We start from the raw sequence: 25,427 nt of genomic DNA, 5'->3' as shown, positions 1-25,427 counted from the left end.
AATAGAAAGATAAGTTTATTTAGATAAACGATGAACTCTCTCTGGTGCGACTTTCTTTAACAATATTAAATATTCATTATAACGATTTAGATTATTTGCAGCTTTAGCACATAGTATAATATTTTCATAGGTATCAATTTGATTATGATAACCATCAGTTTTTAAAGCATTATCAAATTGTTGAAACGCTAAATCAAACTCACCTTGACCACATAAAAAAGCACCATAATTATTTTTCACATCACCTTTTTTATCATCTAACTCAATTGAGCTTTCATAAGATTTCCGAGCTTCCACTATATTACCTTGTAATTGATAGAAATAAGCAAATGCGGAATGAACTAAAAAATAATTTGGCGCATAATTAAGAGCCTTATCTAAACTTGCTTTTGCTTGAGTAAAGTTATGAAAGGATAAGTATCCAAGTGCTAACTCTACCCTCGCTTTTGCTGCAGATTCTTTATTAAAGCTATTATTAGATTGTGTATTTGATACACAAGCGGATAATAAAAAAGAAAAATAAATTGCACTAATCCATTTAATGTACCGCATTATTTTTCTCCTTGATTATCAAAGTCAGTCTATTAATTAACTTGTTTTAGTGAAATAGTTTCACCAAAACGTTTTTTCTGAACCGTACGCTTAGTTCGATCAATTACATCTCCTGCTAACTGTCCACAAGCCGCATCAATGTCATCGCCTCGAGTTTTCCTCACAATAACAGTAAATCCGTACTCCATCAAAGTCTTTTGAAAACGATCTATTCTCGTATTAGAACTCTTTTGATACGGAGCCTCTGGGAATGGATTCCAAGGAATCAAATTAATTTTACAAGGTGTATTTTTTAACACCTTAGCCAATTGATGAGCGTGTTCAATCGAATCATTTATTTGATTCAACATAACATATTCAATAGTTACTTTACCGTGATTAGCATTAGATACACTTAAATATCGATTAACCGAATCAATCAACATTTTAATATTATATTTTTTGTTGATTGGTACAATTTCATCTCGTAATTCATCATTTGGAGCGTGTAATGAAATAGCTAATGCGACATCAATAACACCACTTAATTTATCTAAAGCAGGAACAACGCCAGAAGTAGATAATGTTACTCGGCGTTTTGATAAACCATAAGCAAAATCATCTAACATAATTTCCATTGCTGGCACAACATTCGCTACATTTAACAACGGCTCTCCCATTCCCATCATAACAACATTAGTAATAGGTCTAACTCCAGTTACCCCAAAATTACCAATAATTTTTGAGGCTCGCCATACTTGTCCAATAATTTCGGAAACAGTTAAATTACGATTAAACCCTTGTTGTGCCGTAGAGCAAAAAGTACAAGCTAAAGCACAACCAACTTGTGATGAAACACAAAGCGTTGCTCTATCAGCTTCTGGAATATAAACCGTTTCGACTTGCTGATCGCCCACTTGCATTGCCCATTTTATCGTACCATCTGAAGATCGTTGTTCCACAGCCACTTCTGGAGCTTTAATTTCCGCAACAGATTTCAGTTTGTCTCTTAGTTTCTTATTAATATTTGTCATATTGTCGAAATTATCTTCGCCAAAATGATAAATCCATTTCACTAATTGATCTGCTCTAAATGGCTTCTCACCTAACTCTTCAAAAAATGCTCTCATTTCTTGACGAGTTAAATTCATTAAATTAATTTTTTCTGACATTGTGCCTCGTTATTACACCTTATGGCTTATTATAAAATAGTTACATAAAAAGAGGCGTGATTGTACAGATTCCACGCCTATTAATCTAGTGCTTTTCTTTCGTATTCACAAATAGAATAAATAAATACTCGTTATATTTACGATTCCGATCGCAAAACAATAAAAAGTGCGGTTATTTTTTAATAGATTTTATTATCAATCTACTTTTTTAGAAATATCACCCAATAGTAATGCATATTTCATTGTTTTAGGACTCGCTTCTAAAGCAATCTTTAATGTCATAGTAAGCGGTACAGATAACAACATACCAACAGTTCCCAATAACCATCCCCAAAATAATAGCGAAAGAAAAACAACCAATGTTGATAAACCTAATTTTCTCCCCATCAATTTAGGTTCAAGAATATTCCCTACAATCATATTAATCATTACAACACCAATGGTAACAAAAAATCCAATAGTAAAACCATTTAATAATAATGCCTGAACAATAATAGGAATAGAGGCGAGAATCGATCCTATATTAGGAATATAATTAAATAAAAAACTAAATGTTGCCCACAAAATAGCGTACTGTACGCCAGCTATTTTAAGTAATGTGTAAACTAATATTCCTGTAATTGCACTGGTTAAGGTTTTCACTCCTAAATAACTAATTACGCCCTTTAGAATACGATCGATATAATATTCTTGAGGTTCAATATTTTGATTATTTGCACTGAATGCCACCGCAAATTTATGTTTCGCAGTAGGTGCTTCAAAAAGCATTAAGATTACCACAAGAAATAATACAAAAACATTAGTAACTACGCCAGAAAAGCCAAGTAATAATTTACTTACAAAATTCATCACAATACTCGGATCAAAATTATCCAAAATAGTATCTTTTGAAATATGCAAAGGAATATTAAATCGTTGTGCTAATGCCCAAATATCATTCAAACGCTGTGATAATAATATTTTATATTGTGGAATAGATTGAGTAAATTCTCTAACCGTACCGTTAATAAGCCCAACTAAGAAAAAGAAAACGACCAATATTAGACAAAAAAGTACTGTTATTGCCAACCAACGTTGTATTTTACGTTTTGTCATAAAATCAACAATCGGCGAGCAAATAATAGCAATAAATAAAGCAAGTAAAAAAGGAACAACGATTTCTGTTGCGAGCTTTATCCCTGCAAAAATAACAACTAATGCAGCACAGGCAAGTAATACTCTAAAAAGTGCGGTATTATTTTTCATATTTTCTCAATTTAAATAAAATTAAATAGCTTCTTCGTTTTCTTCGCCAGTTCTGATACGAATAACTCGTTCTACATCATAAACAAATATCTTACCGTCACCAATTTTTCCAGATTGTGCCGTATCAATAATTACCTCTACACATTGATCCACTATATCATCAGGAACAATTATTTCCATTTTTACTTTTGGTAAAAAATCAACCATATACTCCGCACCACGATAAAGCTCAGTATGTCCTTTTTGACGACCAAAACCGCGAACTTCGGTTACTGTCATTCCGGTAATACCAATATCTGATAAACTTTCTCGTACATCATCTAATTTAAACGGTTTAATAATTGCTTCTATCTTTTTCATATAAAGTCCCTTAATTTATGTTTCTATTTTCTTGCTGATTTGGGTCTAAAACTTGAAATCACTTCAGGTTTTGTATCAATATAAATTCCATTAATTAATTGTAAACAATAAGGTACTGCGGAAAAAATACCTTTTACAACAACATTTCCATCATTATCTTTTACTCCTTCTAGCGTTTCTTTTATCGCTTTTGGCTGTCCGGGTAAATTTAAAATCAAACTCTCTTTCCGAATCACGCCTACCTGTCGAGATAAGATTGCAGTAGGCACAAAATGTAAACTCACTTGACGCATTTGTTCACCAAAACCAGGCATTTCGCGATCGGCAATAGCTAAGGTTGCATCAGGTGTTACATCTCTTTTTGCAGGCCCTGTTCCACCAGTTGTTAACACTAAATGGCAGTGACAATCATCTACTAATTCACATAATGTTTTTTCAATCTCAATTTGTTCATCTGGAATTAGGCGAGTTTCAATTTCAAAAGGATCACAAAGTGCCTTTCCTAACCAATTTTGTAATTCTGGGATACCTTGATCTTGATAAACACCTTGTGATGCACGATCCGATACAGAAACCAAACCAATTTTCAAAAGTGCGGTCATTTTTACCTCTATTTATTTATAATTAAGCCCAATAATATCTTACTATATGAAAGAAAATCGGTGCAGCAAAACACAAACTATCCATACGATCTAACATTCCACCATGCCCACTGATCATATTTCCCCAATCTTTTACGCCCATACTTCGCTTAATTGCCGACATAACCAAACCTCCTAAAAATCCCATTAAACAAATCAGTAAACTGATCAATACAGCATAAACAGGTGTAAAAGGTGTTAGCCAATATAACAAACCACCTAAAACTGAGGCACTAATTACTCCTCCAATAAAACCTTCTATTGTTTTTGAAGGTGATAATGTCGGCGCTATTTTATGCTTTCCGAATAATTTACCCCAAATATATTGTAATACATCACTCGCTTGTACCACTAAAATTAAGAAAATCATTGATAATAAATTTTTGCTTTCAAATCCCTCAATATCCAAAGTCAATACTGCTGGAATATGCGAAATACAAAAGACTGAAATCATAATTGCCCATTGTACTTTTGTAGAACGATCTAAGAAATGAGTAGGATCACCTAATAATGCGGATAAAATTGGTAAAAATAAGAAAGCATAAACGGGTATAAAAATAGTAAACATACTAAACCAATCTGTTGCCACAAAATAATATTGCAAGGGTAAAATTACATAAAAACAGGCAGCTAATGCAAAATGATCGCCACGACGAATATAAATTAATGATAAAAACTCACGAAGTGCCATAAATGAAATAATAAAAAATAAACCAATAACCCAATAAAACCCCATAAATGCCGCAAAGAAAATAATTAGGATCATTATCCACCAAGCATTAATGCGTGCATTCAGATTATCAATTACATTGTGTGGTGTTGAAAACCCCACCTTCCATTTAAGTCCATACCCAATCGATGAGGCAATAATAAGTGTAAAAATTAATCCCCAAAAAAGTTTCCACATTTCCATTTTATTCCCCTTTATTTTTAGGATTTAAACTTAATAATGCTTTCTCCGCTCTGCTTAAGAAATCCACTTTATCTTCGTTATCCTGATACACCAAAGACTCACCTAAATATAAATCACAAAGTAAAGGTATCGGCAATATAAATCCTTTAGGTAACACATTTTGCATATTGCTGATCCAAACTGGTATTAATTTTAACTGAGGATTTTGCTTTGCCAAATAAAATAAGCCACTTTTAAACGGTTGTAATGGTAAATCATCATCAGTTTTCCTTGTTCCTTCAGGAAAAATAATTAATGAACTTTCTTTAAGTGCTTCATTAATTCTATTTGTTGTTTCTTGTGGATCCCCACTTCCTCTTTCAATCAATAACATATTGAAAACTTTTTCTGCTAAGAAACGACGAATTTTACCTTTATTCCAATAATCAGCTCCTGCAACTGGACGAGTATTTTTACGTACATCATAAGGCAACGAGACCCAAAGTAAAATAAAATCGCCATGACTATTATGATTTGCATAATATAAACAGTTTTTATTACCTGATTGTGCTGAAATACCTCTATGCGGTCTGACACCAGTAATGAATGAGGTAAAACGGCATAATATAAAATCTACTAATCTAGCTAACATAATATTATCCTTACTAATTAGAATCCGTATTAAGTGCGGTTGTTTTTTCTGATGTATTTATAGAATTATTATCCTCTAAAAGTATCTCAGATAAGCCTGAGCGAACACGTTTAGCACAGGTAACTATCAATAATAAAATAACAAACCAAGCAATCCAATATAGCCACGTAGGCAATACTGGCACAAAAACATAAACTAAACCCAGTAATCCAAATAAAAAAGCACGATCACTTTTACCTAATGGTCCATCATAACGTCGAGTTTTTCCCTGTATCTGACCTAGTACACCACAAAACTCTGTTAGTGCGGCAAGCCAAATAATCAGGGCTACTTGTAATGCAGAGAAAGGGAATATAAAAGCGAAAGGTAAATACAATGCAGCGTCAGAAACAACGTCAGTGATTTCATTCAAATACCCTCCAAGACGAGATTTTTGATTAAATTCACGGGCGAGCATTCCATCAATTGCATTGAGTGCCATTCTAAAAAATAGCCAAAAAGGAATTAAAATAAATAACCAGTGATAAGAAGAAAGAGATGTCAAAAATAAACCTACAAAAACAGAAATACTACAGGCAAATAAAGTAACTTGATTGGCTGTTATTCCTCGTTTTTCTAATTTAATTACGGTCGGACGTAAAATATTTTGAAACTTAGGTTTAAGATCATAAATACTCATATTTTATCCTCAATTTAAACCAAAATTATTTATAACAAAAATCCCTTTATCTCAATATTCTTATAGCGGAAATAATATAGGAACTAAAAATACTGTAATTAACATTACGATAACTGTAAAAGGGACGCCTATTTTTATAAAATCACTAAATTTATAATCTCCAAACCCAATCACCATAGTATTAACGGGCGATGATATTGGTGTCATAAATGCCGCTGATGCGGCGATTGCTACTGTCATAGCAAAAGGAATAGGAGATACGTGCAAATAATGTGCAATTTCAATAGCAATCGGTGCCATCAAAATAGCGGTTGCAGTATTGGAAATAAACAGTCCAATAACAGCACAAATAATAAATAACCCCATAAGTAATGTATGTGTTCCCCAATTTCCTGTGATACTTAATAAGTAGTCAACAATCAAATTCACGCCACCTGTTTTTTGTAATGCTATAGAAAAAGGCATCATACCGATAATCAAAATTAAACTCGACCATTGAATTGAATTATAAGCTGATTTGGCATCAATACAGCGAAATTTAGCTAGCATTAAACAAGCAATTAATGCAGCAACGACATTGGCAACAATACCTGTAACCATTAGTATTACCATTGTAATAATTGACAAAATTGCGTAAGGTGCTTGACTTTGAGCAGGCACCGCTCGTTCAATTTCTGTAGGATAATCTAATACAAAGAAATTTTTTGTTTTTTTGCGTAATTCCTGAATTGATTTCCAATCACCCGTAGCAAGAAGTAAATCTCCCGCCTTTACAGGCTCATCAACTATATTACCTTGTAAAATATCCTGATTTCGTTTTATACCAATAATATTTAATCCATAGCGAGAGCGAAATCGCAGTTCACTTATCGTATTATTTAAATAATCACTATTAGGCGTTGGTGTAATTTCTACCATTCCTAATGATTTACTCTGTTGATTAAAATTTTGTTGCTTAATTTCAGCTAATTCTAAATGATAATCCTCACAAAATGTATCTAATGATAATTCTGGATTACTCACATCAATTAATAAAATATCTTTTTCTCTTATTTCTATTTTTCCTAAAGAAGTGGAAAGAAATACAGGACGTAGGCGTTTCCACCTTTCAATAGCTAAAATATTTAACCCATAATTAGAACGTAAATGTAATTCTTCAACTACTTGATTAATAAAAGGCGATCCTGACTTAACCACAAAACGTTTAATCCTTTGATTTAATTGATATTCTTCAATTAAATCTTGAATCGAATGTTTATCTTTTTGATTTTCTATATCATTAATATCACCTTTCAGCCACTTTCGCGCAACTAACATATACAAAACACTTGCAATCAAAATGACGATGCCTAAAGGTGTAAAAGAGAAAAAGTTTAACTTCGTTCCGGTTACTCGAATTAATTCCGAATTCACAACTAGGTTAGGCGCAGTAGCAATCAGCGTCATCATACCGCTAATTAAGCCTGCCATACTTAATGGCATCATTAACTGCTTAGGTGAAATATTCATTTGACGACAAATAACTAATACAACAGGGATAAAAATAGCAACAATTCCCGTAGAGCTCATAAAAGCCCCTAAACTTGCAACAACAAGCATCAGTAAAACTAATACCCTAGTTTCACTATTTTTAGAGACTTTAATTAGCCATTCACTGACTTGGTAGGCAACACCAGTTCTAACGAGTCCCTCTCCAACAATAAAAAGCAATGCAATAAGAATAATATTTGGATCGCTAAAACCAGCAAGCACTTCTTCTGATGTTAAAATTCCACTTAAACTAAATAATAAAATAACGAGTAGTGCAACTACATCCATACGAATTTTATTTCTAACAAACAAGAATATTGCAATAACTAGAAAGCCTAATGTTACTAATAAAGGCGTATTTGAAAAAAACTCACTTGGTTTAAACAACATAGTTTACTTACTCTCTTAAATTTTAGCGACCATACTCCAAATGAAAGTATTATACTTGTTCTAATAATTTTCTAACAGGAGAAAAACTACGTCTATGTTGATCTAGTGCACCATATTTATTGAGTTTCTCTAAATGTAATTTTGTTGGGTACCCTTTATGTTGAGCAAAACAGTATTCTGGATATTGTTTATCTAACTCTAGCATTTCTTGATCTCTTGCTACTTTTGCTAAAATTGAGGCTGCACTAATTTCAGCAACTAAACTATCCCCTTTAACCACACACTGAGAAGGAATATCAAAATCAGGGCTTTTATTTCCATCAACTAAAATAAAGTGCGGTTGAATTTTTAATTGTTTTACTGCACGTTGCATCGCTAACATCGTTGCATTTAAAATATTTAGTTCATCAATTTCAAGATGCTCTGCTCGCCCTAGGCTCCAAGCAAGTGCTTTTTCTTTTATTTCCTCAGCTAAGACTAAGCGTTTTTTTTCAGATAACTTTTTACTATCTGCTAATCCTTCAATTGGATTATTAGGATCTAAAATTACCGCAGCAGTAACAACTGCTCCAATTAAAGGTCCTCGTCCTACTTCATCAACGCCCGCAATAACATCATAATCAGGATAAATAAAATTACTCATTGTCAACATTCTCCATTTTATCCTTATCTTCAATCATATCGACAACTGCTTGAGCAGCTTGCAAATCTGCATCACATTGAATTGATTTATGTAACATTGTAAATCTTTGGATTAATTGTTGCCTTTTTTGTACCGCACTTTCCTCACAATCTAAATACACAGATAATGCTTGAGCTAATTTTTCTGGTGTACAATCATCTTGGATCATTTCAGGCACTAATAATTCATCAGCCAACAAATTAGGCAAAGAAACATATTTCGCCTTAACTAACCGTTTGGCTAACATATATGTTATCGGTTTCACCTTATAGCCAACAACCATTGGTGATTTACATAACATTGCTTCAAGTGCAGCAGTACCGGAAGCCAATAATGTAGCTTCGGCAACAATCATTGCTTGACGGGCATTTTCATCTAATAAGATCAGATCGAGATCTGGGGCTATTCTTGATTTTATCTCTTCAAATTGCTGACGGCGTTTTTGATTAATTAATGGGACTAAAAAATGTAAATCTGGATATTTTTCTTTTAATAATAATGCAGTTTTAAGAAATGGTTCAGTTAGAAACTCCACCTCCGAGCCCCTACTCCCCACTAATATCGCCATATAACGTAATTCAGGATCAATATTTAAAATTTTACAAGCATCTAAACGATTAGGTTTTAATGCAATAGTATCAGCCATAGTATGTCCAATAAAACGGCAAGGCACATTAAATTTATCATAAAACGCTTTCTCAAAAGGTAAAAAAGCTAGCACTAAATTTGTTGCTTTTTCAATTTTAAAAATACGTTTTTGACGCCAAGCCCAGACAGAAGGGCTAACATAATGAATAGTTTTAATTCCTTGAGATTTTAACTTCATTTCAATATCAAGATTAAAATCAGGTGCATCAATACCAATAAATACATCTGGTTTTTCTGACAGCATTTTATCAATAACCGTACGACGAATTTTTAGTAATTTTGGTAAATGTTTAATTACTTCAGCCAATCCCATTACGGAGATTTCTTCCATATCAATCAGTGTTTCACAGCCTTCCTCTTGCATCTGTTTACCAGCTATTCCAAAAAATCTTGCGTTAGGATAAGACTGTTTTAAACTGCGGACTAATCCAGCACCGAGAATATCACCAGAAACCTCACCTGCGACAATACCTATTTTAATTTCTTGCATATCGTTAATTTCTCTATTTTACTTAACCAAGACTAGATAAAGTTTATCATAAAAAAAGACCGCACTTTGATTAAGTACGGTCTTTTTTCCAGATAATTTATATATTAACGAATAATTCCCCGAGTGGATCGCTTGAAAAAATCCAAAAATAAACTAATTGCAGTTTCTGTTTTTGCATAGTGCTCTATTTCTGGTAATGCTTGTTCTATGGTTTTACCGCTACGATAAATTAACTTATACACATTACGAATTGCATGCATAGTTGCTTTTTCAAAGCCTCGACGTTTTAAACCTTCTAAGTTAACGCCAAACGGTTGAGCGTGATTTCCTTGTGCAACAACATAAGGAGGAACATCTTGACTAACCATAGATCCGCCACCAAGCATCACATGAGAGCCAACAATTACAAATTGATGAATAGCAGACATTCCACCAACAATAACAAAATCATCTAATTCAACATGGCCAGCCAAAGTTGCATTATTTGCTAAAATACAACGATTACGAACCTGACAATCATGAGCTATATGTGCATTGATCATAAATAAATTATCATCGCCGATTCGAGTCACCCCACCGCCCTGTACAGTACCGCGATGAATAGTAACACTTTCACGAATGCGATTTCTATTACCTATAATTGTTTTCGTTGGTTCATTTTGATATTTTAAATCTTGATTGACCTCACCAATACTTGCAAATTGGAATATTTGATTATCTTCGCCAATGGTTGTCATACCATTTATAACAACATGAGAATGCAAAACTGTTCCTTTTCCAATTTCGACATTAGGACCCACGATACAAAATGGACCAATAATAACATTCTCAGCTATTTTAGCACCATCTTCAACAATCGAAGATGGGTGAATTTTTACACTTGGATGGATCATATAAAAAAACTCCCTACATTATTGCTTTGGACGACGTGCACACATTAAATCAGCTTCACAAACAACTTTACCATCAACAGTAGCTACACCAGTAAAGCGTGTAATACCACGACGCTCTTTAACAAAATGAACTTCTAAAACAATTTGATCACCAGGTAAAACAGGACGTTTAAAACGAGCATTATCAATAGCAGCAAAATAATATAGCTCGTCATTTAACGATCCATGTGTAGCACAAGCTAATACGCCAGTTGCTTGAGCCATAGCTTCTAATATTAATACACCAGGGAAAATAGGTTGTTCAGGGAAATGCCCTGTAAAACAAGGCTCATTCACCGTGACATTTTTAACTGCTTTTAACCATTGACCCGCTTCATAATCAACCACTCTATCCACTAATAAAAACGGATAACGATGTGGTAAATACTGCATAATCTCATTTGCTTCAATAACTTTGTTAACTGTATTTTCAGTTTTCACAATAATATATACCTTTTAAAATAATAAACTATAAAATAAAACTGAGAATAATTATACGTTATTTCATACATCAATACAAAATGTACCACTTGAAGTGGTACATTTTATTATTTTAATTTTTTTTCTAAAGATTTCAGTCTTTTATTTATATTATCAATATCTAACGTTAATGCAGCAGTCTTTCGCCATTTCTTATTAGTCTGTAATGGAATACCTGAAGAGTAAATACCAGATTCAGTAATTGGTCGCATAACCATCCCCATACCAGTAATAGTTACTTTATCACATATTTCCATATGACCATTAATCACACTTGCTCCACCAATCAGACAATAACGCCCAACTTTTAGACTTCCAGCCATAACTACACCGCCAGCAATAGCAGTTCCAGTCCCTATATGAACATTGTGTGCTATTTGACAAAGGTTATCAATAATCACATTATCTTCAATAATAGTAGAATCCAAAGCCCCTCTATCAATACAAGTGCAAGCCCCAATCTCTACATTGTTTCCGATAATAACTGAACCAGTTTGAGGAATTTTAACCCAACGCCCCTTATCATTTGCATACCCAAAACCATCACTACCTATCACAGTATTTGCTTGAATTAAACAATTTTTTCCAATGATAACATCGTGATAAACAGTAACATTTGCCCATAATTGAGTACTAGAGCCAATATTAGCATTTCTCCCAATAAAACAGCCTGCTCCAATAGAAACATTGTCTCCTAATACAACACCATCTTCAATAACAGCATTAGCCGCAATAGAAACATTATCCCCTAAAGTTGCTTTATCTGAAACAACAGCAGACGGCGATATATCATAGGCTGATTTTGGGGTAACATCCATATACTGAGCTAAAATGGCATAAGCTAAATATGGGTCTTCTACAATAAGTAAATTGCTATCTTCAGAACAAAATTCAACATCGGATTCTGACACAACTAAAATTCCTGCTGACGATGTGGATAAAGAATCTCTAAATTTAGAATTAGAAATAAAGGTTAAATCCATTGAAGTCGCTTTATCTAAAGAAGCAATTTTATAAACAAAGGTATCGGCACTACCTCTAATAGTAGCACCGATTTGTTCAGCTAATTCTTTCAAAGAATACTGTTTCATTATTTAACCTATTTTGTCGCAGGTTTTTCTGCTGTCTTTGGCTCTGGGATGGCTTTTAATACATCCTCAGTAATATCTTTACCTTCTATTGCATAAATTGCGGTTTTTCCATCAAGAACAATAGTATAATTTTTAGCTTTAGCTATGCTATTAGTTGCAGACTGAATATCAGCCAATAACTTCTGGTTAATCTCATTTTCACGTTTTTGACCCTGAGCTTGAAAATCAGCAACATTCTTTTGATGTTCACTCACTAATTTTTTAAATTCAGCATCACTTTTCTCCGCCAATTTAGTAATTTCATCTTGACGTTTTTTAATATCTGCACTTCTTAGTTTAGGAGCCTCTTTTTCTAATTTTTTTACTTTATCTTCGATCTCTTTTTCAAGTGCATCTTTTTTATCTGCAAGTTTTTTTTCTTCTGCCTTTAACTTATCTGCTGGTTCTTTAAATTCAGCATCTAATTTCTTCAATTCAACCATTCTTGCTGGATGATTTACATATAAATAATCTACATTAATAAATGCAATATTCTCTTCCGCCATTGCAATAGATGAACTTAATGCTAAAGAAAGTGTTGCTAACTGTACTATTTTGTTCATATTTTAAATTTTCCTTTTATATTTAAAAATTAATTTATTCTACACAAATATGGTAGGTCTTCACTTAGATGATAAAAAATCTAAAAAGTTCCGCCAATACTAAATTGAAATTGCTCTATTTCATCATTTTCATATTTCTTAATTGGTTTAGCATAAGAAAATACTAAAGGACCAACTGGTGAATTCCATTGTAAAGCAACGCCCGCGGAAGCTCTAATACGACTAGGATCACCATAATCAGGTAAAGTTGGGTAAATGGATTTACCGTCAGATTTCCATTTACTATTCCAAACTGTCGCAGCATCAACAAATACTGAAGTTCTTACTGAGCGTTGATTTTTATCTGCTACAAACGGAGTAGGGACAATTAACTCAAGGCTAGCTAATCCCATTACATTTCCACCAATAACATCTTCACTTGGACACACATATTCACTGGATGCATTTTTATTACATCTATCTCTATGATAAATAGCTTTAGGACCAATACCGCCAGAGGCAAATCCTCTTAGGCTACCAATTCCTCCCGCACTATAATTTTCATAGAATGGTAAACGCTTACCGCCAAAACCATTAGCATAATATCCAGATAACTTTCCAGATAATACCCAATTATGTTCTCTATCAATCGGATAAAAACCTTGTACTGAAGAACTCACTTTATAATACTTATTATCTGATCCAGGAAGCATTACTTTAGCGCCTAAATTAGCAATGACACCAGATGTTGGGAAATAACCTCTATTTAAACTATTATAATTCCATCCGAATGATAATTCGAAATCATTTGATTTAAAATTCCAAGAATTATCATAATTCATCGACAATCTATATAAGTTTCGATTAAACTCTTTGGCTACATTTTTTAACTTGTTATATCGATAACCTAACCCCAAATAATAAGAGTTATTTTCATTAACAGGAAAGCCTAAGGTGCCATTTACACCATAACTCGTTCTGCTATAACTAGCAGAAGTATTACTCTTAGAGTTATCATAATCTTCGTAAAAAATTCCACCACCTAAACTAACGCCATCTTTAGTAAAATAGGGTTCATTATAATTTAAATTTAAACTAGTCGTAAAATCACTACGAGCTCCAGATAAACTAACAGATGATCCCATTCCCAAAAAGTTATCTTGCTTTATACTTGCTTGATAACTAAATCCACTTTCTGTACCGTAGCCAATCCCAAAATTAATACTACCAGTATTACGCTCTTTAATTTTATAAACCACATCTAACTGATCATCTATACCTTGTAAAGTATCCATTCTAGACTCTACTGTTTCAAAGAATCCTGTTCTCTCCAAGCGTACCTTACCAATTTCTACTAGTTGGGAAGATAACCAAGTACCTTCTTGTTGACGCATTTCTTGACGTAATGTGGAATCTGCAGTAACGGTATTGCCTTCAAAACGAATTTCTCTTACGGAATAACGACGCCCCGGATCAACAACAAAAGTAATATCAATTGTATTCTCCTTATCATCAAATACAGGACTAACATTTACTTGTGCTGTTGCATATCCCTGTTCACCTAACTTGGCTTTAATTAAATTTTCAACATTAGCAACATCGCTACGATTAAACGTATCACCTATATAAATATTTTTTAATAATGGCGATAATTCATCAGCAATTCCACCTACACTACCAACAATACGAACTCTACTTACTGTATATTTATTTCCTTCTTGTAAATTGACAACAACTCTCGCCTCCGTTTTATCATCATTTAATTGAATATCTGTATTTTTAATCTCTATTTTTGCATAACCTCTATCGAGATAATAATTAAGCAATGTACCCATATCCTTTGAAAATTGGGTATTATCAAACTTATTACCGAATAATTTCCACCAAGCATCAGGTTGGAGTTCTATTTGCTCTTGCAATTTACTATCAGAAAAAGCATCATTCCCTTCAAAAGTAATTGATTTTAATAAAGCCACATCATTTTCTTTAATTTGTAACTTAACTTCTGCACGATTATTTGGCAAAGTATTAATAACGGTTTCCACTTTTGCGTTATATCGACCAACACTTCTGTAATGCTCTTCAATGCTTTTTCTAAATTCCTCTAATTTATTGGGATTTAAAACATCACCAATAGCAAATCCATTAGCGTTAAGGTTTTCTTTCAATGCTTCATCTGGAATAGTTTTATTTCCATCCAAAATAACATCTGCAATTACTGGATTCTCCTGAATAGAAATTACTAAAGTATTACCTTGACGATTAGCTGTAACATTATCATACCCCCGAATAAACAGAATTCTAACAGCATTAGCAATATCATTATCTGTCACTCTTTGTCCTACTCGAACAGGCAATCCTGATAATATTTTACTCTCTGTTCCTGCCTGAACACCATCCACTCGAATATCCTGTACAATAAAAGGAGCAGAAAATGCAACTGTTGAGCTAAATAATAGACTCGTAATTAAAAGTTTTTTCATTGTTAATTTAATCCTGTAATAAAAACATTAACTGATTATAAACGTAAAAAATCATTAAACAATGCAAATGCTGTTAACATCAATAGCAAAGTTGCACCAATTCTATACGCTAAATCCTGTATATTCTCCGATAATGGTCTACCTTTTATCGCTTCTATAAATAAAAATAGTAAATGTCCACCATCTAAAACCGGTAATGGTAATAAGTTCATAATACCTAAATTTACACTAATTAATGCCATAAAACTTAAGTAATAAGTTAATCCAATTTGAGAAGATACACCCGCACCTTTCGCAATAGAAATAGGACCACTTAAATTATTTAATGATAAATCACCTATAAGTAACTTACCTATCACTTTGATCGTTAGCCAAGATAATTGAAATATTTTTTCAACTGCTCTTTGCAATGATTCAAAAATACCATATTTTAATTCTGTTCGATACTCATCACTTAGAGATTGTATTGTTGGCGATATTCCAACAAACCATCTACCATCCTTTTGCTCAGGCTCCAATATTTTTGATAAAACCAAATCATCTCGTTCAACTTTTAATTTTATCGGAACCCCTTGTTGAACAAGAGAAATAAACTCTTGCCATACTATTAATGAACCATCTTTATGATAAATTTTATCGCCAACTTTTAAGCCTGATTTTGCTGCCGGAGAATTATCTAGTACCTTAGACAATACCATTTCCACTTTAGTTCGCTCAGGAATGATACCTAATGATTCAAATGCAGTTTCTTTTTCAGGATTAAATGTCCATTTAGTCAAATCTAATATTTTTTCTTGTTCAATATCTGAACCAAATTCTTCAACTGTAAAAATAACTTGAGGTTCTCTCATCTTCGTAGCAAGAAGCATATTAATACTTTCCCAATCAGACACAGACGTACCATCAATTGCTAATATTTGTAAATTTTTTTTAAGTTGAGCTTGTGCCGCGATCGAAGAGGCAGATATGTCTGCAATTACAGGCTTTACCGTTGGAATACCAATAGTATAAATAACAACATAAGCTATAATAGCAAAAATAAAATTAGCTATAGGCCCAGCACTTACCACTAATGCTCGTTGCAGAACAGATTTACTGTTAAATGATTGTGATTTTAAATGTTCAGGAACTATTTCTGAGCGTTCATCAAGCATTTTTACATAGCCCCCAAGCGGGATCATTGATATCGCAAATTCTGTTCCTTGCCTATCAACCTTAGACCAGATAACTTTACCAAATCCCAATGAAAAACGATGTACTTTTATACCGCACTTTCTTGCTACCCAAAAATGACCGAACTCATGTACGGCAATAAGCACACCAATAACGATGATAAAAGAGCCTAAAGACCAAAAAAACGACATATTATATAGCCTTAAAAAACATAGAAATAAAAATATGTAAAAAATGGTATTGCCGCAACTAAGCTATCAATGCGATCTAAAACCCCACCATGACCTGGTATTAATTGACTACTATCTTTAATTCCTGCTTCTCGTTTAAACATACTCTCAGTCAAATCACCTAAAATTGAAATAGCCACCGTAAAGATAGAAAGTAAAATAAATGAGGAGGTTGAAATTGAGAATAATGTTTCTGATGTAAATTGAATAAATATAGTTGCAATAATTCCAGCCGTAACCAATCCACCAATAGCACCTTGCCAGGTTTTTCCAGGTGAAACCTTTGGAGCAAGCTTATGCTTTCCAAATTGGCGACCAACAAAATATGCGCCAGAATCTGCCGACCAAACTAAAATACAAACATAAAGTAATAATAAAACACCATGATAATGATCTTCAGTATAATTATCTAGACGTAGATGTAACACACCAATGAGAAAAGGAATTAATGTCAAAAATGCAAATACGATCTGTAAAATAACAGATTTATTCCAAATTTTTGCTGTTCGTGGATAAGTTATCACAAATAAAAATGCTATGCTCCACCAAATGATAGATGCAAGTAGTAAAGGTTGAGCATAATCAATAAAAACCCGTCCAGCATTCAAATATTGTATGTCACCAAATAACCAAAGAAAAAGGAAAGCGCCAACTAATCCACTAATTAAAAAGCGAAAAATACCAGTTTTTACCTGAACAAATTGAGTCCACTCCCATACAGCTAAGGTAACAATAGCTCCAACGCATAATGCAAAATAAAAAGGAGAAAACAGCAATAAAGCAACTAATACTGTGATAATTAAAATAATTGCTGAAAATATTCTCTCTTTAAGCATAAAAACTCCTTTACTTATTACTCTGAGCAGCCAAAACGACGTTCTCGTTGTTGATATGCCAGCACCGCTTGACTAAACTCTCGTTCATTGAAATCTGGCCATAACACCTCTGAAAAATATAATTCAGCATAAGCGATTTGCCACAATAAAAAATTACTAATTCTTTGCTCACCACTTGTTCTTATCAGTAAATCAACATTAGGCTGTTGTTGTGTGCATAAATACTGTTGCAATAAACTTTCATTAATATCAGAGACTAATATCTTATTTTCTTTTACCTCTGTAGCAATTTGTTTTGTCGCTTGAGTAATATCCCACATACCACCATAATTAGCGGCAATATTTAATATTAATTTTGTATTATTTTTCGTTAATTCTTCAACTTGCGTAATTTTTACTTGTAAATTATCACTAAATTGAGATTTATTCCCTAAAATATTTAGCTTAATTCCATTGCTATTTAATTCTTTTGCTTCCTTTTCTAAGGCTTGCATAAACAAAGTCATCAACCCTGCAACTTCTTGAGCGGGTCTTTTCCAATTCTCACTACTAAATGCGTACAGTGTTAGCACTTCAATATTAATTTTTCGAGCATAAGAAACTGCTTCTCGTACAGCATTTAAGGCATTTCTATGCCCAAATATACGCATTTTTCCTTTCTTCTTCGCCCAGCGACCATTACCATCCATAATAATCGCAACATGCTTAGGGATATTATTTGTATCTAATTCTATCATTATATTTGAATTATTTTTTCCATAATATTTTGGTAGCGACTATATCACAACTCTTTTAAACTTTCTATGAATAACTCCTCGACGAATATCCTGTAGCAAAGCTCAATACAATCTTGTTATCTCTGTCTAATTTCGTCTATTTTACTAATAATTATCCCATCAGAAATAATAGTTCTTATTGTTTCATTCGCATTAACTTGATTAATATTGCGTATAATAATCCCCTTTTTAGTTTCGGCAATAGCATATCCTCTGGACAGTATTTTTAATGGACTTAAGCCATCTAAATTTGCACATAATTTAGACAAAGTATATTGTTCTTTATCAATCTTATTTTTAACTAATGTGTTTAATCGTATTTTTGATTGTAATAAATATTGTCGTTGTTGTTGAATAAAGTAAAACAACGGTATTTTATATAATCGCTCTTGCTGTATTTCAATCTTATGTTTATTTTTCTGTAATCGATATTGTAAAGGATTTTTCAATAACCGTTCATTTAACGTAGTAAATTGATAATTTTCTTTCTCTAATAAATATTTGATAGCCGTATTCAAACGATAGGTAAGTTGTTGCATATAATCTTGTTGGAAACGTAACTGTCGCAAAGGATGCTGATTTTGTAAACGTAATCGGATTTGTTTTAAATCTTGTAATTTATGATTAAAAATACGATCTAACGCCATTTCTAAACGTTGTTGATAATAGACTATTTGTTGCGATAATTCCTTTTTATCTCGGCTAACCAATTCAGCAGCAGCCGAAGGTGTAGGAGCTCTCATATCTGCCACAAAATCAGCAATAGTAATGTCTGTTTCATGCCCAACTGCACTCACAATAGGTAAAAAAGAATTATATATTGCTCTGGCAACACTTTCTTCATTAAAGCACCATAAATCCTCTAAAGAGCCACCACCGCGTCCAACAATCAATACATCAACCTCTTCACGTTGATTTGCTAATTCGATCATCTGTACTATTTCTGCTGTAGCTTCTTTTCCTTGAACTGAAGTAGGGTAAATAATAATTTCTAACGTGGGATCCCGTCTTTTTAAAATATTTAAAATATCCTGTAACGCAGCCCCTGTTTTAGAGGTAACAATACCTACTTTTTTTACAAAGTGCGGTAGTTTTTTTTTCAAATTTTGTGCAAATAATCCTTCACTCGCTAACTTCATTTTTAGCGCATCAAATTTCTGTTGTAATAGGCCTTCCCCTGCGGTTTGCATACTTTCGATTATCAGTTGATAATCGCCTCTTGCTTCATACAAACTCACATTAGCTCTTACTAAGACTTGCATACCATTTTTAGGTTGAAAAAGTACCCTAGCATTTTTCATACGAAACATCGCACAACGCACTTGTGAGTTTTCATCCTTTAAAGTTAAATACCAATGCCCTGAAACTGGTTGAGTAAAATTAGAAATTTCTCCCGTCAACCAAACCAACCCGAATTGCGTTTCCAACATTCTTTTTGCAGACTGATTCAGTTGCGTTACAGAATAAATTAGTTGTTCACTCATCTAATAAAACCCAGCCATCATCAATCCAATTACAAATACTGTCTAATAATAATGCGATTGTTGTTTCTTGATCTTCTGTATCTAAAGCCAGTTTATTTAAATCCTCAAAAGAAATCGTTTCACCATTAGACAATCTTTTCAATATTTCGGACTCTAAAGGATTAAGTTCATCTAATAACTCACCATTTGCATAAATTTCTAAAGGTTGTTCCCTATATAGCAACTTACAATTATTATCTTGTTTTAGGATCATATTATCTTTTTCTAACATAAAACGAACTTCATCAATATCAACCATTTCATTTGTTGGTAAAACTTCGTAACGCCGACTACTAACCGTTTTTGCAACAACTTGAGAAAATAGCTGATCAAATTCCGAAGATTCAATTAATCGTGATAATAACTGCTTTTTCATCAGGCTAATCATACTTTCACTTAACATACCCGTATCTTGGGGATTAGGAGTCAATCGTAAAGGTATATTAAATGAGTTCAAGTCAACATGAGAATTCTGATGGGTAAAAATATCGCTGATATTTTCTAATAAAGAAGATAAATTAGGATAGCGCAACCCAAATGAAAATGTTAAACAATCATCTTGAGCAATGCCATAATGAGATAAACGGGACGGTACATATAAAATATCTCCAGGTTCCATTATTTCATCAAATATAATATCACCCATATCATCAAAAATACGTATTGGCTGATTTTCTTTAAATGAAGTGCTAGGATCACACCACTTTCCTAATTGCCAACGTCGGTGTCCATAACCCTGTACAAGAAAAACATCATACTCATCATAATGCTTTCCTACTGAACCACCTTTTGGTGCATATGACACCATAATATCGTCCCGTTGCCATTGTGGAATAAATCCAAAGGCATTCCATAACTCGCCTAATTCAGTTGACCATTGTTCCATATTTTGAACAAGAACAGACCATTTCTTAGGTAAATCACGAAAATCCTTTTTATTTAAAGGACTTATTTTTAAAGTCCATTTATCTTCTGAAATCTGTTTAAGCAATCTTGATGTTACATCTTCAGACTGTGATAATTCAATAATATCATCAGGTTCAAACAATCCAACAATTTGAGGAAGCCCATTTTTAATAAATAAAGGTTTTTTCTGCCAATAATCACGCAAAAATATTTCTGGTGTAATATGATCCGGTAAACAAAATTTAGTCATTATTCAATTCCTTTTTTAAAGATTTTCTTTGTAGATCTTTCTCTAATTTTTTATCTGCTCTTTTAATATTTTCTTGTTCTTTTTGTTTTTGCTGTTGCTCTAAAGCTCGTTTACGACGAATTTCTTTCGGATCCGCAAGTAAAGGGCGATAAATTTCTATGCGATCCCCTTCTTGAAGCAAATCAGTCAACTTAGCTGGACGACTAAAAATACCTACCTTATTTTCTCGCAAATCAATTTCCGTAAATTGAGCTAAAATTCCGGATTGTAAAATCGCATGTTGAATCATTGTCCCCTCTTCTACTTTAAATGATTTCAAATAGAAATGGTCAGGATAAGCATAAGCAATTTCAATATTAATTTTTGCCACAATTGAATTCCTTTTTACTTAGTCGATTAATACACATCTTTTGCTCTCTGTTTAAATGCCTCAATCATCTTGCTCGTTAAATCAGTAAAAATTTTCCTAAATGTAACATCAATAATAGGGTTAGAAAATTCAAACTCTAGCTCTAAACTAATACGACAACAATATTCATCTATTTCCTCAAATAACCATTGACCTTGTAAATATTTAAAAGGACCTTTAACTAACTGCATTGTAATTGAGGTATTCTCTTTCATTTTGTTATGAGTAGTAAAAGATTGAGAAATACCTACTTTCTTAATTACAAGCTCTGCGATAAGCTCTGAATCAGTTTTATTTATCGTACTACTCGCAATACAACCTGGCACAAATTCAGGGTATTTTTCATAATCGTTAACTAATTCGTACATTTTATCAGCACTATAAGAAACTAAAGAAGATTGGTTGATTTTTAGCATAATTTTGCATTCTGTTTATAAATTTTATTAACTAATTGATAGTATAACTAAAATAGTAGTTTGTGTATTAAAAAAATTATTATTTTCTAAAAAATATATAAATAACTAGACTTTACCATCAAAAGTATATCTAATGTAAAGCACCTCTCAATATAAGTATTTTATTTGACCTTGTATCAAATATTTTCTATCATTATCTATTGTCATAAGGACTAAATTATTAACAATATTCAAAAGAGTCATTATTTATGAAATTAACAAAAACAATTTTATCAACTACACTAATTGCTTGTGCTACTTTACTTACTGCTTGTTATGATAAAGATAGTCAGAAACAACAAAATTTACCAGTTCAATCTCAAGGAGTAAAAGACCAAGCACTTCAACTTTTTAACATGACCGTAAGGATTCTTCCAGAACAACGTTTTATAGGAAAAGATGAAAAAGGTAACGATTTTGTTTCTTTTGCCTATACGTTGGAAAATATTAGTAATAAAGCAATAAAAGAAATCCAGTGGTTTAATATTTTAACCGCCGAATCAACTATTATTGATATTACAAATGTTCCCGCAGTATTCGAAAAAACATTACAAGCAAATTCTTCCGAAAAAATTACATTAACTAAATTAGCAATTCATTATCCTGAAAATGTAAGAAAATTGATTTTGAATCCAAAAACTGAACTTAAATCAAAAACATTAGCAGGAAAAATAATATTTGCGGATGATTCAAAGCTTGTTATTACAACTCCTGAAGATATAGAAAAAGCTTTTTCTAAAAATAAATAGTTTAAGATCTAAATATAAATCTCCTCAGTGGTCAGCGTTAATTCTAATCGCTGAAGAGATTTCCCCCATCACCTCAAAACTATCTCTTCTAATTCTTCTAAGAAATTTACAGCTATACCTCAAAAAATTAATTGATATATAATAAAAACATTACTTTTTAACAATTTATCTACTAAAAAACAGAATAATTTTTATAATTACGCTAACATACTGCAAAATAATACAATCTATGATCATAAATGATTGGTTAAAAGGACAATATATTGAATGCTTTTTTATATAGACTACTTAATCGAAGAAAAAATCCCCCAAATAGGTAAATTAGCACTAATAAACAGTAAAATGATTAATGTTAAGTATTCTAATCTAATACCTTTGAAAATATGCATTCCTACAATACAAGCTATCATTAAATGAAATAAGAAATAAACGACCCAAGCAAATTCATTAATAAAATTAAAGTTATTAATGTATGCATATCCAAGCATACCTAATATAAATACTGCATTTACAAGTAAGCCAATGATTATTGCAATAGATAATAAAGAAATAAACCCCTGTAAACGATTTTTTGAAATCACTAACATTAAATTTGCTAAAATAATACCCGTTAAAATTTGAGCAAAAACATTATAATATATTCCATAAAATATAGGTAATTCAATAAATATAAATAATGAAGTAATGGTAGCTAATCCAGCTAATAGTACACCAATAACTAAAATTGACTTCCTCATTTGAGGATCTGTTGGTTGTTGCCAGATTGCAATTATTGTTGCAATACCACATAAACTAACAATATCAGTTAAAATATAGTGATAATTGGAAAATACACTCAAGATCAGCCAAACGGTCCAATAAATAAGAAAATATAAATTAATATTTATAAGCCTTGCCCTTTGCCCATTACAGATTTCACCTTTAATAAAGACCAAAAGACAAATCCATTGAGCAGTAAGTACTGCGACATTCAGATGAGAAAGTGCTTTTGGCTGACCTTGTAAAATCATTGAAAAAATATCAATACCTAAAATAATAAAAACGGGTAAAATTGATAACATAATGAGCTTTTTATGACCTTTTTCTTCAAACATATTCCTTCCAAATTAAAAATTTAATTATAGTGATGGTCTATTATGTAATAAATTTATGCTATTGGTCAAAATTAAGATAATTTTATTTAATCTTTTGGTAGTATTTTACGCTATTGACCTCTAAAATACTCATCTAACTAATAATAAAATTTCTTCTGATTAATAAAAATTATAGATAATAAGGTTAAAAAATGATTAATCTCATTGATATAGGAAAACAAGCGAAAAAAGCAGCATTCATATTAGCTCAACTTTCTGAGAAAGAAAAAAATAACGTATTAAAAATTATCGCCGATCAGCTAGAACAACAAGCTGAAAAAATTCTTTTAGCAAATCAAAAAGATATAAAAATAGCGAAAGAAAATAAATTATCAGACGCATTAATTGATCGCTTATTATTAACCACTGAACGTTTACAAAATATCGCGAATGATGTGCGTCATATTGTTTCACTAACCGATCCAGTTGGCAAAATTATTGATGGCGGTACATTAGATAGTGGACTCAAAATAGAAAGAATTAGAGTACCTTTAGGTGTCATAGGAACAATCTATGAGGCTCGTCCTAATGTAACTATTGATGTTGCAGCACTATGTTTAAAAACAGGAAATGCTGTTATTTTACGTGGTGGAAAAGAAACAAAATACTCAAATCAAGTATTAGTTGAAGTCATTCAAGATGCATTACAACAAGCAAACTTACCGAAGTATGCAGTACAATCAATCAATGATTCTAATAGAGAGCTTGTATTACAATTATTAAAATTAGATCGATATGTTGATATGATTATTCCTCGAGGTGGAGCAGGACTGCATAAACTTTGTAAAGAGCATTCAACCATACCTGTAATTATTGGTGGTGTTGGTGTTTGCCATACATTTGTAGAACAGAGTGCTGACCTAGAGCGCGCCTTAGATATTATAAAAAATGCAAAGACGCAACGTCCAAGCACTTGTAATACATTGGAAACGTTATTAGTTCAAGAAAACATAGCTAATATATTCTTACCTAAACTTGCCGCATCATTAAAAGATAAAAATGTAAAATTTCACGCAGATAAGACCGCACTTTTAATTCTACAAAGCGTAAATGCTCCAGTTTCTCAAATTGAAGAACAAGCATTACGTCAAGAATGGGGTTCCTTGGATCTTAATGTAATTATTGTAAAAGATATTAATCAAGCTATTGAACATATCTCTGAATATGGAACACAACACTCCGAAGCGATTCTAACATCATCACAACAACTCGCTCATCAATTTATTCAGCAAGTTGATGCTGCGGCAGTCTATATAAATGCTAGTACCCGATTTACCGATGGCGGACAATTTGGATTAGGCGCTGAAGTCGCTGTAAGCACACAAAAATTACACGCAAGAGGCCCTATGGGATTAGAAGCGTTAACCTCATATAAATGGGTTGGTATTGGAAATTATACGATTAGAACTTAGATCATCTATCTAATAAAAAATTGTATTTGATATATAATTTCTAAAAAATTTAATAATTAATTATTAAAATAATTTTTTATTTGACAAAGCTTATAT

Annotated in this window: 25 protein-coding genes and 1 pseudogene; 2 read left to right on the top strand and 24 right to left on the bottom strand. The window is 32.3% G+C overall.

What is annotated here, in order from left to right:
• Positions 1 to 15: 15 nt before the first annotated feature.
• From pilW to EV697_RS01475, 23 genes and pseudogenes are all read right to left on the bottom strand, one after another.
• Positions 16 to 552: a type IV pilus biogenesis/stability protein PilW gene (gene pilW / locus EV697_RS01585; RefSeq protein ID WP_132021865.1), complete on the bottom strand. Its 537-nt coding sequence runs from the start codon at positions 550 to 552 to the stop codon at positions 16 to 18.
• A 32-nt stretch (positions 553 to 584) separates the two neighbouring features.
• A complete protein-coding gene (gene rlmN / locus EV697_RS01580; RefSeq protein ID WP_132021863.1) occupies positions 585 to 1,703 on the bottom strand; it encodes a dual-specificity RNA methyltransferase RlmN in 1,119 nt (372 codons plus the stop codon).
• A gap of 195 nt (positions 1,704 to 1,898) precedes the next feature.
• Positions 1,899 to 2,948, bottom strand: a complete 1,050-nt coding sequence (locus tag EV697_RS01575; RefSeq protein WP_132021861.1) for an AI-2E family transporter — start codon at positions 2,946 to 2,948, stop codon at positions 1,899 to 1,901.
• A 21-nt stretch (positions 2,949 to 2,969) separates the two neighbouring features.
• Positions 2,970 to 3,308, bottom strand: a complete 339-nt coding sequence (gene glnB / locus EV697_RS01570) for a nitrogen regulatory protein P-II (RefSeq protein ID WP_132021859.1) — start codon at positions 3,306 to 3,308, stop codon at positions 2,970 to 2,972.
• A gap of 23 nt (positions 3,309 to 3,331) precedes the next feature.
• Positions 3,332 to 3,910 (bottom strand): molybdopterin adenylyltransferase, encoded by a 579-nt coding sequence (gene mog / locus EV697_RS01565; protein WP_132021857.1) that lies wholly within the window; start codon positions 3,908 to 3,910, stop codon positions 3,332 to 3,334.
• 22 nt (positions 3,911 to 3,932) lie between these two features.
• Entirely contained in the window at positions 3,933 to 4,862 is a 930-nt protein-coding gene (locus EV697_RS01560) for a phosphatidate cytidylyltransferase (protein WP_132021855.1), read from the bottom strand.
• Between the two features lies 1 nt (position 4,863).
• Positions 4,864 to 5,493, bottom strand: coding sequence for a lysophospholipid acyltransferase family protein (locus EV697_RS01555; protein ID WP_132021853.1), 630 nt, complete (start codon positions 5,491 to 5,493; stop codon positions 4,864 to 4,866).
• 13 nt (positions 5,494 to 5,506) lie between these two features.
• A complete protein-coding gene (locus EV697_RS01550) occupies positions 5,507 to 6,172 on the bottom strand; it encodes a CDP-alcohol phosphatidyltransferase family protein (RefSeq protein WP_132021851.1) in 666 nt (221 codons plus the stop codon).
• A 60-nt stretch (positions 6,173 to 6,232) separates the two neighbouring features.
• Positions 6,233 to 8,092: an SLC13 family permease gene (locus EV697_RS01545; protein ID WP_132021849.1), complete on the bottom strand. Its 1,860-nt coding sequence runs from the start codon at positions 8,090 to 8,092 to the stop codon at positions 6,233 to 6,235.
• 49 nt (positions 8,093 to 8,141) lie between these two features.
• A complete protein-coding gene (gene rnhB / locus EV697_RS01540) occupies positions 8,142 to 8,735 on the bottom strand; it encodes a ribonuclease HII (RefSeq protein ID WP_132021847.1) in 594 nt (197 codons plus the stop codon).
• A complete protein-coding gene (gene lpxB, locus EV697_RS01535; protein ID WP_132021845.1) occupies positions 8,728 to 9,912 on the bottom strand; it encodes a lipid-A-disaccharide synthase in 1,185 nt (394 codons plus the stop codon). The genes rnhB and lpxB overlap by 8 nt, the downstream gene beginning before the upstream one ends.
• 104 nt (positions 9,913 to 10,016) lie before the next feature.
• Complete coding sequence (gene lpxA, locus EV697_RS01530) at positions 10,017 to 10,805, bottom strand: acyl-ACP--UDP-N-acetylglucosamine O-acyltransferase (protein WP_132021843.1); 789 nt, start codon at positions 10,803 to 10,805, stop codon at positions 10,017 to 10,019.
• An 18-nt stretch (positions 10,806 to 10,823) separates the two neighbouring features.
• A complete protein-coding gene (gene fabZ / locus EV697_RS01525; RefSeq protein ID WP_279432113.1) occupies positions 10,824 to 11,285 on the bottom strand; it encodes a 3-hydroxyacyl-ACP dehydratase FabZ in 462 nt (153 codons plus the stop codon).
• Positions 11,286 to 11,392: 107 nt separating this feature from the next.
• A complete protein-coding gene (gene lpxD, locus EV697_RS01520) occupies positions 11,393 to 12,415 on the bottom strand; it encodes a UDP-3-O-(3-hydroxymyristoyl)glucosamine N-acyltransferase (RefSeq protein WP_165906455.1) in 1,023 nt (340 codons plus the stop codon).
• Positions 12,416 to 12,423: 8 nt separating this feature from the next.
• Entirely contained in the window at positions 12,424 to 13,017 is a 594-nt protein-coding gene (locus tag EV697_RS01515; RefSeq protein ID WP_132021839.1) for an OmpH/Skp family outer membrane protein, read from the bottom strand.
• Between the two features lie 80 nt (positions 13,018 to 13,097).
• Positions 13,098 to 15,479, bottom strand: a complete 2,382-nt coding sequence (gene bamA, locus EV697_RS01510; protein WP_132021837.1) for an outer membrane protein assembly factor BamA — start codon at positions 15,477 to 15,479, stop codon at positions 13,098 to 13,100.
• A 35-nt stretch (positions 15,480 to 15,514) separates the two neighbouring features.
• Positions 15,515 to 16,843 (bottom strand): sigma E protease regulator RseP, encoded by a 1,329-nt coding sequence (rseP, locus tag EV697_RS01505; protein ID WP_132021835.1) that lies wholly within the window; start codon positions 16,841 to 16,843, stop codon positions 15,515 to 15,517.
• An 11-nt stretch (positions 16,844 to 16,854) separates the two neighbouring features.
• Positions 16,855 to 17,718 (bottom strand): phosphatidate cytidylyltransferase, encoded by an 864-nt coding sequence (locus EV697_RS01500; RefSeq protein WP_132021833.1) that lies wholly within the window; start codon positions 17,716 to 17,718, stop codon positions 16,855 to 16,857.
• Between the two features lie 17 nt (positions 17,719 to 17,735).
• Positions 17,736 to 18,461: pseudogene (gene uppS, locus EV697_RS01495) on the bottom strand (polyprenyl diphosphate synthase); the annotation flags it as partial.
• 110 nt (positions 18,462 to 18,571) lie between these two features.
• Positions 18,572 to 19,978, bottom strand: coding sequence for an exodeoxyribonuclease VII large subunit (gene xseA, locus EV697_RS01490; protein WP_132021828.1), 1,407 nt, complete (start codon positions 19,976 to 19,978; stop codon positions 18,572 to 18,574).
• Positions 19,971 to 21,173: a ribosomal protein uL16 3-hydroxylase gene (locus EV697_RS01485; protein ID WP_132021826.1), complete on the bottom strand. Its 1,203-nt coding sequence runs from the start codon at positions 21,171 to 21,173 to the stop codon at positions 19,971 to 19,973. The genes xseA and EV697_RS01485 overlap by 8 nt, the downstream gene beginning before the upstream one ends.
• Complete coding sequence (locus tag EV697_RS01480) at positions 21,166 to 21,546, bottom strand: RnfH family protein (RefSeq protein WP_132021824.1); 381 nt, start codon at positions 21,544 to 21,546, stop codon at positions 21,166 to 21,168. Before EV697_RS01480 ends, EV697_RS01485 begins: the two co-directional genes overlap by 8 nt.
• Positions 21,547 to 21,569: 23 nt before the next feature.
• A complete protein-coding gene (locus EV697_RS01475) occupies positions 21,570 to 21,998 on the bottom strand; it encodes a type II toxin-antitoxin system RatA family toxin (RefSeq protein WP_132021822.1) in 429 nt (142 codons plus the stop codon).
• A 248-nt stretch (positions 21,999 to 22,246) separates the two neighbouring features.
• Between EV697_RS01475 and EV697_RS01470 the strand changes: the two genes are divergently transcribed.
• Complete coding sequence (locus tag EV697_RS01470) at positions 22,247 to 22,786, top strand: hypothetical protein (RefSeq protein ID WP_132021820.1); 540 nt, start codon at positions 22,247 to 22,249, stop codon at positions 22,784 to 22,786.
• Positions 22,787 to 23,070: 284 nt separating this feature from the next.
• On the opposite strand, the gene EV697_RS01465 is transcribed toward EV697_RS01470, so the two are convergent.
• Entirely contained in the window at positions 23,071 to 23,880 is an 810-nt protein-coding gene (locus tag EV697_RS01465) for a hypothetical protein (RefSeq protein ID WP_132021818.1), read from the bottom strand.
• A gap of 191 nt (positions 23,881 to 24,071) precedes the next feature.
• On the opposite strand from EV697_RS01465, the gene proA reads away from it, so the two are divergent.
• On the top strand, positions 24,072 to 25,331 hold the full coding sequence (proA, locus tag EV697_RS01460) for a glutamate-5-semialdehyde dehydrogenase (RefSeq protein ID WP_132021816.1): 1,260 nt from the start codon (positions 24,072 to 24,074) through the stop codon (positions 25,329 to 25,331).
• Positions 25,332 to 25,427: the final 96 nt, after the last annotated feature.

The sequence above is a fragment of the Bisgaardia hudsonensis genome (genome assembly GCF_004345785.1).
GTDB classification, from domain to species: Bacteria; Pseudomonadota; Gammaproteobacteria; order Enterobacterales; family Pasteurellaceae; genus Bisgaardia; species Bisgaardia hudsonensis.
This window is presented reverse-complemented; position numbering and strand designations above follow the sequence as displayed.

Bases quoted from the DNA above. Each gene is read 5' to 3' on its own strand.
- pilW (WP_132021865.1), bottom strand. From the start codon at position 552: ATGCGGTACATTAAATGGATTAGTGCAATTTATTTTTCTTTTTTATTA.
- rlmN (WP_132021863.1), bottom strand. From the start codon at position 1,703: ATGTCAGAAAAAATTAATTTAATGAATTTAACTCGTCAAGAAATGAGA.
- EV697_RS01575 (WP_132021861.1), bottom strand. From the start codon at position 2,948: ATGAAAAATAATACCGCACTTTTTAGAGTATTACTTGCCTGTGCTGCA.
- glnB (WP_132021859.1), bottom strand. From the start codon at position 3,308: ATGAAAAAGATAGAAGCAATTATTAAACCGTTTAAATTAGATGATGTA.
- mog (WP_132021857.1), bottom strand. From the start codon at position 3,910: ATGACCGCACTTTTGAAAATTGGTTTGGTTTCTGTATCGGATCGTGCA.
- EV697_RS01560 (WP_132021855.1), bottom strand. From the start codon at position 4,862: ATGGAAATGTGGAAACTTTTTTGGGGATTAATTTTTACACTTATTATT.
- EV697_RS01555 (WP_132021853.1), bottom strand. From the start codon at position 5,493: ATGTTAGCTAGATTAGTAGATTTTATATTATGCCGTTTTACCTCATTC.
- EV697_RS01550 (WP_132021851.1), bottom strand. From the start codon at position 6,172: ATGAGTATTTATGATCTTAAACCTAAGTTTCAAAATATTTTACGTCCG.
- EV697_RS01545 (WP_132021849.1), bottom strand. From the start codon at position 8,092: ATGTTGTTTAAACCAAGTGAGTTTTTTTCAAATACGCCTTTATTAGTA.
- rnhB (WP_132021847.1), bottom strand. From the start codon at position 8,735: ATGAGTAATTTTATTTATCCTGATTATGATGTTATTGCGGGCGTTGAT.
- lpxB (WP_132021845.1), bottom strand. From the start codon at position 9,912: ATGCAAGAAATTAAAATAGGTATTGTCGCAGGTGAGGTTTCTGGTGAT.
- lpxA (WP_132021843.1), bottom strand. From the start codon at position 10,805: ATGATCCATCCAAGTGTAAAAATTCACCCATCTTCGATTGTTGAAGAT.
- lpxD (WP_165906455.1), bottom strand. From the start codon at position 12,415: ATGAAACAGTATTCTTTGAAAGAATTAGCTGAACAAATCGGTGCTACT.
- EV697_RS01515 (WP_132021839.1), bottom strand. From the start codon at position 13,017: ATGAACAAAATAGTACAGTTAGCAACACTTTCTTTAGCATTAAGTTCA.
- bamA (WP_132021837.1), bottom strand. From the start codon at position 15,479: ATGAAAAAACTTTTAATTACGAGTCTATTATTTAGCTCAACAGTTGCA.
- rseP (WP_132021835.1), bottom strand. From the start codon at position 16,843: ATGTCGTTTTTTTGGTCTTTAGGCTCTTTTATCATCGTTATTGGTGTG.
- EV697_RS01500 (WP_132021833.1), bottom strand. From the start codon at position 17,718: ATGCTTAAAGAGAGAATATTTTCAGCAATTATTTTAATTATCACAGTA.
- xseA (WP_132021828.1), bottom strand. From the start codon at position 19,978: ATGAGTGAACAACTAATTTATTCTGTAACGCAACTGAATCAGTCTGCA.
- EV697_RS01485 (WP_132021826.1), bottom strand. From the start codon at position 21,173: ATGACTAAATTTTGTTTACCGGATCATATTACACCAGAAATATTTTTG.
- EV697_RS01475 (WP_132021822.1), bottom strand. From the start codon at position 21,998: ATGCTAAAAATCAACCAATCTTCTTTAGTTTCTTATAGTGCTGATAAA.
- EV697_RS01470 (WP_132021820.1), top strand. From the start codon at position 22,247: ATGAAATTAACAAAAACAATTTTATCAACTACACTAATTGCTTGTGCT.
- EV697_RS01465 (WP_132021818.1), bottom strand. From the start codon at position 23,880: ATGTTTGAAGAAAAAGGTCATAAAAAGCTCATTATGTTATCAATTTTA.
- proA (WP_132021816.1), top strand. From the start codon at position 24,072: ATGATTAATCTCATTGATATAGGAAAACAAGCGAAAAAAGCAGCATTC.